This is a genomic window from Bacillus sp. FSL R5-0709 (assembly GCF_038004785.1).
In the GTDB taxonomy this organism is placed as follows: Bacteria; Bacillota; Bacilli; order Bacillales; family Bacillaceae_G; genus Bacillus_A; species Bacillus_A mycoides.
In genome coordinates this window covers 1,201,754-1,214,941 of record NZ_JBBORT010000001.1, presented here as the reverse complement: position 1 = coordinate 1,214,941, position 13,188 = coordinate 1,201,754, and the positions used below count along the sequence as shown (strand labels likewise).

The 13,188-nt window shown below is 37.4% G+C and carries 14 protein-coding genes and 2 other annotated features; of the genes, 3 read left to right on the top strand and 11 right to left on the bottom strand.

What is annotated here, in order from left to right; genetic code table 11:
• Positions 1-40: 40 nt before the first annotated feature.
• The 9 genes from MKX37_RS06230 to trpE all read right to left on the bottom strand — a co-directional run bounded on the left by MKX37_RS06230 (position 41) and on the right by trpE (position 8,461).
• Positions 41-1,540 carry an L-lactate permease gene (locus tag MKX37_RS06230; RefSeq protein ID WP_063226134.1) on the bottom strand — a complete coding sequence of 500 codons (1,500 nt, stop codon included), beginning with the start codon at positions 1,538-1,540 and terminating at the stop codon, positions 41-43.
• A gap of 127 nt (positions 1,541-1,667) precedes the next feature.
• Positions 1,668-2,018, bottom strand: a complete 351-nt coding sequence (locus MKX37_RS06225; RefSeq protein ID WP_002126003.1) for a DUF4029 domain-containing protein — start codon at positions 2,016-2,018, stop codon at positions 1,668-1,670.
• A 74-nt stretch (positions 2,019-2,092) separates the two neighbouring features.
• Positions 2,093-2,869 carry a tryptophan synthase subunit alpha gene (trpA, locus tag MKX37_RS06220; protein WP_002011422.1) on the bottom strand — a complete coding sequence of 259 codons (777 nt, stop codon included), beginning with the start codon at positions 2,867-2,869 and terminating at the stop codon, positions 2,093-2,095.
• Positions 2,870-2,872: 3 nt separating this feature from the next.
• Positions 2,873-4,066 (bottom strand): tryptophan synthase subunit beta, encoded by a 1,194-nt coding sequence (gene trpB, locus MKX37_RS06215; RefSeq protein WP_002086917.1) that lies wholly within the window; start codon positions 4,064-4,066, stop codon positions 2,873-2,875.
• Positions 4,063-4,677, bottom strand: a complete 615-nt coding sequence (locus MKX37_RS06210) for a phosphoribosylanthranilate isomerase (RefSeq protein ID WP_002186404.1) — start codon at positions 4,675-4,677, stop codon at positions 4,063-4,065. Before MKX37_RS06210 ends, trpB begins: the two co-directional genes overlap by 4 nt.
• Positions 4,674-5,435: an indole-3-glycerol phosphate synthase TrpC gene (trpC, locus tag MKX37_RS06205; protein ID WP_002125998.1), complete on the bottom strand. Its 762-nt coding sequence runs from the start codon at positions 5,433-5,435 to the stop codon at positions 4,674-4,676. The genes MKX37_RS06210 and trpC overlap by 4 nt, the downstream gene beginning before the upstream one ends.
• Position 5,436: 1 nt before the next feature.
• Entirely contained in the window at positions 5,437-6,462 is a 1,026-nt protein-coding gene (gene trpD, locus MKX37_RS06200) for an anthranilate phosphoribosyltransferase (RefSeq protein ID WP_002125997.1), read from the bottom strand.
• Positions 6,459-7,046, bottom strand: coding sequence for an anthranilate synthase component II (locus tag MKX37_RS06195; RefSeq protein WP_002086924.1), 588 nt, complete (start codon positions 7,044-7,046; stop codon positions 6,459-6,461). Before MKX37_RS06195 ends, trpD begins: the two co-directional genes overlap by 4 nt.
• Positions 7,043-8,461: an anthranilate synthase component I gene (gene trpE / locus MKX37_RS06190; RefSeq protein ID WP_002125995.1), complete on the bottom strand. Its 1,419-nt coding sequence runs from the start codon at positions 8,459-8,461 to the stop codon at positions 7,043-7,045. Before trpE ends, MKX37_RS06195 begins: the two co-directional genes overlap by 4 nt.
• A 51-nt stretch (positions 8,462-8,512) precedes the next feature.
• Positions 8,513-8,757, bottom strand: a binding site (T-box leader).
• Positions 8,758-8,799: 42 nt separating this feature from the next.
• Positions 8,800-9,037: a binding site (T-box leader), on the bottom strand.
• Between the two features lie 306 nt (positions 9,038-9,343).
• On the opposite strand from trpE, the gene putP reads away from it, so the two are divergent.
• A complete protein-coding gene (gene putP, locus MKX37_RS06185) occupies positions 9,344-10,822 on the top strand; it encodes a sodium/proline symporter PutP (RefSeq protein WP_002125993.1) in 1,479 nt (492 codons plus the stop codon).
• 158 nt (positions 10,823-10,980) lie between these two features.
• Positions 10,981-11,379: an Ig-like domain-containing protein gene (locus MKX37_RS06180; protein ID WP_002125992.1), complete on the top strand. Its 399-nt coding sequence runs from the start codon at positions 10,981-10,983 to the stop codon at positions 11,377-11,379.
• 24 nt (positions 11,380-11,403) lie between these two features.
• Here MKX37_RS06180 and MKX37_RS06175 read toward each other — a convergent pair whose 3' ends face one another.
• The gene (locus tag MKX37_RS06175) at positions 11,404-11,799 is read right to left on the bottom strand and encodes a PH domain-containing protein (RefSeq protein ID WP_002168888.1); all 396 of its coding nucleotides are present in this window, start codon (positions 11,797-11,799) and stop codon (positions 11,404-11,406) included.
• An 87-nt stretch (positions 11,800-11,886) separates the two neighbouring features.
• Between MKX37_RS06175 and MKX37_RS06170 the strand changes: the two genes are divergently transcribed.
• Positions 11,887-12,558 carry a DUF4386 domain-containing protein gene (locus MKX37_RS06170; RefSeq protein WP_078422198.1) on the top strand — a complete coding sequence of 224 codons (672 nt, stop codon included), beginning with the start codon at positions 11,887-11,889 and terminating at the stop codon, positions 12,556-12,558.
• On the opposite strand, the gene MKX37_RS06165 is transcribed toward MKX37_RS06170, so the two are convergent.
• Entirely contained in the window at positions 12,548-13,123 is a 576-nt protein-coding gene (locus tag MKX37_RS06165; RefSeq protein ID WP_002125984.1) for a Crp/Fnr family transcriptional regulator, read from the bottom strand. The genes MKX37_RS06170 and MKX37_RS06165 overlap by 11 nt on opposite strands.
• Between the last annotated feature and the right edge of the window lie 65 nt (positions 13,124-13,188).

Sequence of the window (13,188 nt, the reverse complement as noted above, 5' to 3'; positions counted from 1 at the left end):
TCCATATAAAAAGAAAATCCTCCTTTCCCAGGAGGATTTCTTATTTTCTCAACATATACCAAACAATAACCTCCACCACTACAAGCAACACCGCACCAAAAATCATTAACGTCGTCTTCTTTAATAGTTCATTTTCACGATAAGGGATATTACATAAATACGCGCCTAGTGTAATCCGTGATGGACAAGCGATTGTGGCTACTGATGATGCGGTGTTTTGGAGCGTTGTGACGTATTGCCACGGGAGTGCTACGTTTTGCGCTGTTTGCATTTGTAGCTTTATAAACATCGCATTTGATCCTGCGTTACTACCTGTTAAAAAGCCTCCGATTCCCCCAATAAACGGAGCAACGAAAACGAAAAACGTACCAAATGTTTCACCAGCTGTTTTTGCGAGTAATGAATGCATACCAGATGCGCCCATTAGTTCTGAAATGGCGATAAACATCGTCGTTGTAATTGCGAATGGAATCCATTGTCTTATCGTTTGCGAGAGTGATTGTTTCATAATATTGGATGGAATGCGGAAGAAAATAATTGTAAATAAACAAGTCATAGCGAGCCAAAACCCTGGCGAATATAGTAACTCTAGTTTGTAAGAGTATGATTTTAAATCGAGAACTGCATATGACCTAAGAAAATCATGTAATGCTGGAACGAGGCGAGAAAGTAAAATACAAACTGTTAAGAATATATAAGGGCTAATAATTTTTATAATAGATACTTCTCTCTCTACAGCCGCAGCATGTTCTGTTATAAAGTTTTGCTCACTTTTTCCTTTTAATTTAATGATTAGAAAGCCAAATGTAATGGTAACGATAGAACTTAATATCCCTGCAAGTTCAACACTTACGTATGCGTTAGAAAGATAGATTCCGAGAGAAAATAATAGAAAGAATCCTACTCCTTCCTTACACTTTTCTATAACTGCCTGCCAGCCACCGACAACGTATAAAGAAAGGAAGATAAAATATGCGAAAATCGGGATGCTTAATAATGCTGTATTTGTACCAAGAGTTGTGAGCGGCATGTTAATAAGCTGAGAACCGATAATCGTACCCGTTGCCATCGCGCCCCATGAACTTGCAAGTAAACCGATAAACGATAGTAGCACAGCTTGAAACGGTTTATAACCGAGCGAAAGAAAAATAGGTGCTGCGACCATAAAACCAATTCCGAATCCACTTACTGATTCAATAAGTGGACAAATGCCAAAGCACATAAGAAGCATTTGTAGTAAGCGATCGTGCGTAACTTCTTCTAGAAAACGCGCTACTTGATCGATGTACCCCATTTTGTTCATGAGGTGAAATAAAAAAATACCGAAAAATAAAACGTATCCGACAATAAAACAAATTAACCAACCTTTAATCGTTGCGTGCACAGTTTCACTTATCCCTAATTGGAACGTTGGCGAAAGTAAAACGATTCCGACAGAAACGGCATAAGAAATTAATGAAGCCCTTAATGACGTTTGTTTAAACAAAAATAAACAAATAAAAATCATCATAATTGGGATAAGTGCCAACAATATGGCCATGCTATCATCTCTTTTCGTAAAAATTGCAATTTTTAACTATTATATAACAGATGTTATGATTTTCAATTATTTTTATAACAGATTTAAAAAAGGAGCCGCTTGGCTCCTTTTCTGAATAACTAATATTTTATCTTTTATCCTGAAAAACCGTCTGCTGTCCAATCATTTTTTCTAGTACAACAAACACAATATAAGCACATATTACTTGCAATACAATATTCCCAAGTTTTATTAATTCAAATGAATGGATCCATTGGAATAATTCACTTAATAATACAATCGAAACGATACTAAATAGTTCTATACTAACCGAAAATATACATACTTCTAAAATAGATTGCTCTTGTATTCGATTTAATTGGGAAAAGATGAATACATATCCTAAAAACAGAGCCATCAACTCTATTTTCGTCATGCTAATGAGCCAAGCGTATAATGGTACAGTTAAAAAAAGATATAATAGTTTACGTCTTAGCATGCCTTCTCACCCTCTAAGTTATAAGTATTTTCTGTATATTTTAACATTTATTACACAAAAGAAACAGAAGAGACTTAAGCCTCTTCTGTTTCTTTTACTGCATGTATTAACTCACAAATTTCTTCTCGCTTTTCATTTTCTAACAGCTCAATGACTTTACTTCCAACGACAACGCCGTCACATATTGTAATCATTTCTTCAATTTGCTCTCGTGTTGAAATACCGAATCCTGCGACTACTGGTAAGTGGACGTGTGCTTTTACTTTTTCTAAGTAACTACGAATCTCATCTTTAAAGTTTTGACGTACTCCCGTTACGCCCGCTACTGTAACGGCGTAGACGAATCCTTGTGATTCACTCGTGATTTTTTCGATTCGTTCAATAGGGCTCGTTACGGTAACGAGTGGAATTAAAGCGATATTCGCCACGCGAAGGAGCGGTGCAATAATGTCTTGTTCTTCATACGGTAAGTCTGGAACGATAATACCGTCCACCCCTGCTTCAAGACAGCTCTCAATGAAACGTTCCTTTCCGAATGCGAGTACTGGATTTAAATATGTCATAAGTACAAATGGAATTTGAACTTCTTGCCTCACCTCTATTAATGCTTGAAAAATACCTTTCAATGTTACACCGCTATCTAATGCTCTTTTTCCTGCCCTTTGAATAGTTGGACCGTCTGCGACTGGATCTGAAAATGGGATACCAATTTCAACGATGCTTGCTCCTGCTTCATCAAGAAAACGAATTCTTTCTTTTAACTTTTCAAGTCCACCATCTCCGCCCATTACATACGGAATAAATGCTTTCTTGCCATTTTCAAACGCTGCTATAATTTTTTCTACTCCCATTTTTTACACCTCTTCCATATAACGTTTTATACTCTCTACATCTTTATCACCGCGGCCGGATAAACAAATGACAAGTCCTTCGTCTTTCTTCATTTGCGGCGCTAGTTTTAAAGCGTATGCAACAGCATGTGAACTTTCTAATGCCGGGATAATCCCTTCTTTCTTCGTTAATAATTGAAATGCTTCTAACGCTTCTTCATCTGTAATGGAATGATAAGAAACGCGGCCAATATCTTTTAGCAAGCTATGTTCTGGCCCAACACCTGGGTAATCCAGCCCTGCCGAAATAGAGTGCGCTTCTTGAATTTGCCCTTCTTCATTTTGCAGAAGGTACATCATCGATCCGTGTAAAACACCGACACTTCCTTTCGTTAAAGTGGCTGCGTGCTTTTCTGTGTGAACACCTTTTCCAGCTGCTTCAACACCGTAAAGAGCAACTTCTTCATCGTGTACGAACGGATAAAACATTCCCATTGCATTACTACCACCGCCAATACAAGCAACGACTGCTTCTGGTAATTTCCCTTCTAACGCTTCGTATTGCTTTTTCGTTTCTTTCCCAATTACACTTTGGAAATCACGAACAATTTGCGGGAATGGATGTGGCCCGAGAACTGATCCCATAATGTAGTGCGTATCGTGTACATGTGAAACCCAGTAACGAAGCGCCTCGTTCACCGCATCTTTTAACGTGCCGCTACCTGCCGCAACGCTTTCTACTTTTGCTCCGAGTAATTCCATTCGAAACACGTTTAATTTTTGTCGTCTCACATCTTCTTCTCCCATGAAGATGACGCATTCTAAACCGAAAAGTGCACATACAGTAGCTGTTGCAACTCCGTGTTGTCCTGCTCCTGTTTCAGCGACAACTTTCTTCTTACCCATTCTTACCGCAAGAAGTGCCTGACCGATTGTATTGTTAATTTTATGAGCTCCCGTATGGTTCAAATCTTCACGTTTCAAATAGATTTTTGCTCCGCCGCAATACTTCGTCATATTTTCAGCGAAATAAAGCGGTGTTTCTCTTCCAACATACGTTTGTAAATAATGATCTAATTCCTTTTGAAACGCTTCATCTTGCATCGCTTCTTTATATGCTTCTTCTAATTCTAATACGGATTGCATTAACGTTTCTGGAACGTATCGTCCTCCGTATATACCGTAATGACCTTTTTCATCTGGATATGCGTAGTTCATTTTGAACACTCCTTCGCTTTTTTAATAAATTGTTTTATTTTCTTTAGATCTTTCTTTCCTTCTGTCTCTACTCCGCTGCTCACATCGATCATATATGGCTGAACGGTTCGAATTGCTTCTTCTATATTAAGGATGTTTAATCCGCCAGCTAATATCGTTTTCTCTCGCAACTCGTTTGGCATATGTGCGAGTAACTCCCATGAGAATGTCTTTCCGTTTCCTCCGTGGAACTTTTCTTTCGGGCTATCAAATAACAGATAATCTGTATCGTATTTTTTCGCACATTCAATATCTTTCTCTAAAGCTACTCCTACTGCTTTTATAGACGGAATATTCAATCTCCTAATTTGATGATTGTCTTCATCCCCATGTAGTTGCACATGCGTTAACCCGCACTCCTCTGCAATTTTCTGGATCACTTCTACTGATTCATTTACGAAAACACCTACCTTGAAAACGTGGACTGGAATTTCCCCAATAATTTCTTTCGCTAGCCCTGGGGTGATTTTCCGCTTACTTTCTGCAAAAACAAATCCAATTGCATCTGCTCCGTATTCGCAAGCATGTTTTGCTGTTTCAACATCAGTGATGCCGCAAATTTTCACTTTCATATGTTCACCTTACAGTCTTCGAAAAAGTTACTTATAGAAGATGATGTCATAAGTGCTTCTCCAACTAATACACCTTTTGCACCAGCTCGTTTGACGCGAATAATATCTTCTTTTGAATGAATGCCGCTTTCACTAATCCAAAGTAGGTTTTCCTCATTCAGTCGTTTTCCGAGCTTTTCAGTTTGGCTTAAATCTACTTCAAATGTTTTTAAATTACGGTTGTTAATACCGATAACGTGCGGATTTAATCGGATTGCAATTTCTAATTCCTGTTCATCATGAACTTCAACAATCGCTTCTAATCCTTTTTCTAGCACGTAGTTATAAAGCTCGTTTAATTTCTCTTTTGACAATGCTGCAACAATTAATAAAATAAGATCTGCTCCTGCTTCATACGCTCTATCAATTTGGATTTTATCGATTATAAAATCTTTACATAAAAGCGGAATGTTACTTTCTGCTCTTGCCGTTTCTAAGTCGTGAAACGACCCTTTAAAAAATTGACCGTCTGTTAAAACCGAAACTGCTCCAGCACCGCATTCTTCATATGTTTTCACTTGTTTTGGCACATCAACGTGTAAATTAATATCACCTTTTGATGGAGACGCTCGCTTTACCTCTGCTATTACAGTAAACTGCTCTAAAGCTTTTACAAGTGAGTGTGTTTTCCTTTTTTCTTTCACTGGTGAATATGTTTCATATAACTCCGCAACTTCTACTTTCTTTTGCTCTACAATTTTGTCTAAAATCGTCCCCATTTTAATTCACCCTTTCTAATTTTTCATGGCTTGCTGCAATTAATAAGTTTAGTTTGGCTAATGCTTTTCCAGAGTCAATGCTATGTGCCGCTAGTGTAATTCCTTCTTCAATCGTTTCTGCTCTTCCATTTGCGAAAAGGGCTAGACCTGCATTTAATAAAACAGTATCGCGATAGACACTCTTTTCTCCGCTTAATACTCCGAGTGTAATCTTTGCATTTTCTTTTGAATTCCCACCTCTAATTTCTTCATTTTTCACTCTTGAAAAACCATACTTTTCTGGATCAATACTCATTTCTACTATTTCATTATCTTTTAAAACGACGACATGATTTTCTCCCTGTAATGATGCTTCATCTAAAAAGCCACTTCCGTTTACGACGAGCGCTTGTTTTCTGCCAAGTTTCTGCAATACTTCCGCTACCGGCAATAACATATCTCGCTTATAAATACCGACAAATTGTGTTTCTAAATTAACCGGATTCGTCAACGGTCCAATTAAGTTAAAGATCGTCGGAACGTTTAATTCTTTTCTTATTTTCATAATGCGTCTTAATGCTGGATGCATCGCTGGTGCGAATAAGAAGGCAATCCCTACAATTTCTAATAAGTAGTCAATTTCACCTGGCGTACAACTAATGTTTACACCGAGTTCTTCTAATAAATCAGCACTTCCTGTTTTACTAGAAACAGCGCGGTTTCCATGTTTCGCAACCTTTACACCAGCTCCGGCAAGTACAAATGCCGATGTTGTACTAATATTGAATGTTTGCGCACCGTCACCACCCGTTCCACAATTGTCCATCGCGCCTTTTATATGATTTGAAAACGGTAATGCCTTTTCGCGAAGAGCACGAACGAGACCGTATATTTCTTCTGCTGTTTCGCCTTTCGCTTTCAGCAATACTAAGAAAGCTGCAACTTCACTTTCCAATATGTTGTCACTTAATAAAAGAAGTCCAGCTTCATACATTTCTTCTTCTGTTAAATGTTGTCCCTCTACTAATTTTCGAAGATAACTGTTCATACTCTCTCCTCCTCTTTCACTTCTGCTAAAAAGGCACGTATTAACTTTCCGCCTTCTTCTGTTGCAATTGATTCTGGGTGAAACTGTAATCCGAAGAGCGGATAATAGTTGTGACGAACTGCCATGATTTCTCCGTCATCCATCGCTGTCGCAAGTATGTCAAAACACTGCGGCAAACTATTTTGCACTGCGACGAGTGAATGGTAACGCATTGCTGTTAACGGCTGCGTTACGTACGAAAAGATTGACGTTCCGTTATGTTTCACACGCGATGTTTTTCCGTGTTTAATGCGCTCTGCTCTAACAATTTCTCCTCCAAATGCGGATATGATTGCTTGATGGCCAAGGCAAATTCCTAAGATGGGAACGTTCTTATAAAAATGACGAATAACATCGATACAAATTCCAGCATCTTCTGGTTTCCCAGGTCCTGGTGAGAGCACAATTCCTTTCGGCTTCATCTCCTCTAATTGTTCAATTGTTATTTGATCATTTCTTACGACAACAATTTCTTTCTCGTACTCGCCTAATAGTTGATACAAGTTATATGTGAACGAATCATAATTATCGATAAGTACAATCATTTCATAACCTCCAAAAGCGCTCTCGCTTTATTTAATGTTTCTTCATATTCAGCAACCGGGTCTGAATCGTAGACGATACCCGCTCCTGCCTGAACGTACGCTTTCTCGTCTTTTACAACCATCGTTCGAATTGCTAGCGCCATATCAAGATTTCCTGAGAATGAAATATATCCAACTGCTCCGGCGTATACATTTCTTTTTTCATGCTCTAACGTATTAATAATTTCCATCGCTCTAATTTTCGGAGCACCTGATACTGTACCCGCTGGTAAACAATACGCTAATGCATCAAATCCACTTATTCGTTTTCGCAATGTTCCGTAAACTTCAGATACAATGTGCATAACGTGAGAGTATTTTTCTACTTTCATATATTTATCTATCATCACAGATCCAATTTCACTTACTCTGCCAATATCATTTCGCCCTAGGTCCACAAGCATCATATGCTCCGCCCGCTCTTTCTCATTTCCTAACAGTTCTTTTTCGATTTCCTCATCTTCCTGCTCCGTTTTCCCTCTCGGTCTCGTACCCGCAATTGGGTTCGTCATCACTTTATCCTCTCTAACTGATAACAAACTTTCCGGCGAAGAACCGAGTACAACGTAATCTTGAAAGTCGATATAAAACATATATGGCGACGGGTTTGCAATACGAAGTTTTCGGTATAGTGCAAATGGATCGCCTTTACACTCACTTTTCAAACGCTGAGATAATACGACTTGGAATATGTCCCCGGCTCGTATATGTTCTTTCGCCGTTTCTACCATTTCGCAAAACTCTTTTTCCGTTATAGAAGAAGTGAATGATAATGTTGATTGTATTTCATTTACTTCCGCTTCTTCTCCCTTTAGCACTTCCTCTTTGTATACTTGCAATCTTTCGTATACTTCTTCATAAGAAGCTGAATCGTCTTCCCTGCATACATATACAAATGAAAACTTTTGGCGTAAATGATCGTAAACGGTAAACTCACGATATAGTAAAAGGTGTACTTCTGGAATATTTAATGGATCGTGTAAATCTGCTCCAATGTTTTCATACTGCCGAATGACGTCATAACCAATATAACCAACTGCTCCTCCGCAAAATGGGAATGGACTCTCTACTAGCGATGGTGCGATTACCTCTTCTAACACTTGCAATACGTTACCTTGCAACTTTTCTGTTTGCCCATACATCGTTCGTTCTACTTCTATACCGACGCTTTTCACTTCTCCATATGGATTACACCCTAAGTAAGAATAGCGCCCTTTATCTGGATGAAGCTGTGAGCTTTCTAATAAAAACTTTTTCTTTCCCTTCATACGTCTATATAAAGAAATTGGCGTAATGCTATCTCCTTCTTCTTCAGCGATTACTAAAAATGTTTTTCTTTGTTCTTTTTGCTTCATAAATTCCTCTTTTGTCATCATGCCTTTCACCTCACTCTGAAAAATAAAAAAGTCCCCTACATATCGAAATATGTAGAGGACGATAAATTTACCGTGGTACCACCTCAGGTTGGACGCAAAAGCATCCCGCTTTATTCAGGTACAAAATATATACCTTATCCTTGTAACGGCGGAACCCGGGTTGCCTACTGAAAACAATTGTTCAGCATACCTCTCGTAAGCCCATTCCGTATATGGCACCGCACCGGGCTCCCACCTATTCCCGGCTCTCTGTAACGTCTCCATTATACGTACTCTTCTTACTTAAACGATTTAACATATTTAATTTTTTATACACAAAAAGGGAGTACTCATCCTATAGAAAGGACGGGTACTCCCGTGGTGCCACCTTAATTCGTTACAAACGTAACGCACTTTACCGTATCAAAAACAATACGTGTCTCTTATATCGATGAGATCATGTCGCCAAAGCCTACTTCTTTCGTTTCGGTTTGGAAGCTCCGAAGCCCATTCCACATCAATTCCATACTGATTCGCACCAACCATCAGCTCTCTGACATGTTCATCATGTGTACTCTTCTTCATCAACGCTTGCATTTTTTTAAGTTGCACTCATTATATTCCTCACGTTTCTAAAAAGTCAATACTTTTTTCGAAAAAAATATTTTTTCTTCGTTCGATATTATATTGACAAAACAACCTGTTTTTATGTAAATATAATAAATACTCTATTAAAATTAAGGTTTTTTGTCAGAAAATCATATATTACAAAAGCGAAACATTGTCAAAAAACGCTTACATTTCAGAAAATTCATATTTTTGAATGGATTTTTCTGAATAATCATGATAGATTATAAATATGCATAACGCATCAAAAGACATGACAAAAGGAAGGGGAACTACATGAGTACGCAGATGTTAACTTTAACTTCTATCTCTATTTACATGCTCGGGATGTTAGTAATCGGCTATTTCGCCTACAAACGAACGTCCAACTTAACAGATTATATGCTTGGCGGGCGTACACTAGGCCCCGCAGTAACAGCATTAAGTGCTGGAGCATCTGATATGAGTGGTTGGCTTTTAATGGGATTACCCGGTGCAATGTTTAGCGTTGGATTAAGTAGTAGTTGGATTGCGATCGGCCTAACATTAGGCGCATACGCAAACTGGCTTTATGTCGCTCCTCGCTTACGTACCTACTCTGAAATTGCAAACAACTCTATTACTATTCCAGAATTTTTGGAACACCGTTTCCACGACAAATCTCACATGCTACGCTTAGTATCCGGACTTGTTATTATGATTTTCTTTACTTTTTATGTAGCTTCAGGACTAGTTTCAGGCGCTGTATTATTTGAAAATTCATTTGGTATGAACTATCATATTGGATTATTCATTGTAGCAGGCGTTGTTGTAGCTTACACATTATTTGGTGGTTTCTTAGCTGTAAGTTGGACAGACTTCGTGCAAGGAATCATTATGGTAGTTGCTCTTATTCTTGTTCCTATCGTAACAATTATGAATGCAAACGGACTTGGACCTGCATTTGATACAATTCGATCTGTAGATCCAACACGTTTAGATATTTTTAAAGGTGCCTCCACTTTAGGAATTGTTTCCTTATTCGCATGGGGCCTTGGTTATGTTGGACAACCTCATATTATCGTACGCTTTATGGCAATTTCTTCTGTAAAAGAACTTAAAAGCGCACGAAGAATTGGTATGAGCTGGATGATTTTCTCTGTTGTCGGAGCTATGTTTACTGGTCTTATCGGTATTGCCTACTATTCACAACAAGATTTGACATTATCTAACCCAGAGACAATTTTCCTTGAGCTTGGAAAAATTTTATTCCATCCACTTATTACTGGATTTTTATTAGCAGCGATTTTAGCTGCAATTATGAGTACAATCTCATCTCAGCTTCTCGTTACTTCAAGTGCTGTAACAGAAGACTTATATCATACATTCTTTAAACGTTCTGCTTCTGATAAAGAGCTTGTATTTGTCGGTCGTATGGCTGTTCTTGGTATCGCCTTAGTTGGGTGCGCATTAGCGTTTAAACAAAATGATACGATTTTAGCTCTTGTTGGATACGCTTGGGCTGGATTTGGTTCTTCATTCGGACCAGCTATTTTATTAAGTCTATATTGGAAACGTATGACGAAATGGGGCGCGCTTGCTGGTATGATTTCTGGTGCCGCGACTGTTATTATATGGACTCAATTTAAATTCTTAACAAACTTCTTATATGAAATGATTCCTGGTTTCACAATTAGTTTACTAGCAATCATAATCGTTAGTTTACTAACTCAACCTTCAAAAGAAGTTGAAGAGCAATTTGAGGATTTCGAAAAACAACATAGTCATAGTCTATAAAAAAGCTTTGCTGTTATCGTAACAGCAGAGCTTTTTTTATTACAGTTCGACAATCTTCTTCTCAAATTTAACAAATTCTTTATGTTTCGTTAAATTTAACATAACACTACTCCTTTATAGTATTAGTATTAGCACTTATACAGAAAGGGGACTCCAACATGTTAGCAGCTTTCCAGCAACAACACATAAGAAAATTTTCACCTATTACAAATACTTCTGCTTCTCGTTTAAACATTCAACCTAATCCACCCAAAATTTCAATTGCTCCTTCTGTTATTTCAGTTATCGGTGTTCATATGGAAAAAAATAAGTTAAAAATAAAAACCGGGCAAAGTACTGAGTTATCAGCTTCCGTTTTACCAATGCAAGCGACGAATAAAGAACTTATTTGGACCAATATGAATTCTGATGTCATCACAATATATCCAAAAGGTGAAACTGTGACGATTACTGGACAAAGTGCGGGAAGAGCAGTCGTAATTGTTACAACTGCTGAAGGAAAATTTCGTGACCTATGCGTCATTCATGTACAACCTTATATGACAAATCCAAAGTAAAAGAGTGGCTTCGTAGCCACTCTTTTACTTTATTTCAATGTGCGGATTTTTACTTTTCACAAGATTAATAAATTGTTCTTTATTTTTAGGAGAAATAATCTCTGTTTCATATGATCCGTAAACAATTTCTAATCGATCGAATGATAACGCATAAGCCGCTATTGGATTTTTTGTATTGGAAATTCGTTTTATGTCTCGTATAAATATACGCTTTTTAACCGGACCTGATGTAATCATAATTATTTCTTCCTTAACGATATATTTTGTTGAAAACCAACTCCAACTAAACAGTATAGCCAACGGAATTGTAAAAAATAAAAGAAAATATTCTCTCCCTACAAATATGGGAGCAAAACACGCTCCAATGACAACGAAAAAAATCGGATATAACCATACATCTTTTTTTGATGGAAATTCCACTAAACTTCCTCTCCCTTGATTTAAGTCAATGAATCTCCTCCTCTTCCCTATTACAATGAAAACAACATTAGAATAGGAGGACGTATTATGACTGAGCGAAATTTTGCCTTATTTGCAGGCACTTCTCTTCTTATCATGGCATTCACTGCATTTTTTTCTTACGGTTTTGTTCACGGAAATCTCGTTGTACCAAGTAATGCGAGCACGACACTCCATAATATTCAAACTTCAAGTTCACTTTTCAAAGCAGAAATTTTCGGATGGATTATCATTTTTATTACGGATATTATCGCCTCGTGGGCTCTTTATTTCTTTCTAAAACCTATCTATACTAGCCTCTCATTACTAGCTGCCTGTCTTCGTCTTATGTATACAGCTATACTTGGGATTGCTATATTCAATTTAATATTTGTATTACTTCTTTCCAAAAGCACAGTTGCTAATTCAGAAGCATATACAATGTTATTTCTAGAAGCTTTTGAATACATTTTGTCTGTAGGATTAATCATTTTCGGCTTACATCTTCTCACCTTAGGATACGTAACCTTTCAATCTAAAAACATACCGAAAACTATTAGTATATTACTGCTCATTGCTGCAATCGGCTATATCATCATTAACGTAATGAATACGATGTTTTCACAATATGATGCGATTATTTCCATTCTTAACGTTGTCTTTCAACTACCGATGATCGCAGGTGAACTAGGATTTAGTATATGGCTATTGCTTAGAGGTGGAAAAAACTCTACTGTTTGAGTCGTTTCTTAATTCTACTTAATGATTCTGGCGTAATACCAAGATAGCTCGCTAGCTGATATTGCGGAACACGATCGATTAAATACGGTCGTTTTTGTAATAATGCTTTATATCGTTCTTCTGGTGTCGATGCAATAAATAACGTAAGCTCTTCTTGTACTTCACCAAAATTGTATTCAATCATTTGGCGCGTCATTTCTTCTAACTGTGAATATTTCTTATACATGTCCTTTTCACTATACAGATCGCCAACTACAACTAGACAATCTTCTAGGCACGTTAACGTATGTGGGGATAATTTATCTTGTTTATGATGATTGAAATTTGCGATTGCTTGTTCTTCTGTATAAAAATTTGATGTAACTTCTTTTCCAGATTCATCTATACAATGTTGCCTCACGCATCCTTTTAATACAAAATAACATTTAGACGGAACATCTCCTTGTCTTAAGAGCACTGTTCCTTTTTTATACTCTTCAATTTGTAATTCTTCTACGATCATGCGCTGCTGCTCTTCACTTAATGTTGTAAGATTTGTCATGTATTTCATTAAAATCTCTTTCATTTGGTCTCTCCTTCCCCCACTATATATTATCTTTTTTCATGCTACATGGCGGGAATTCCCCCTAT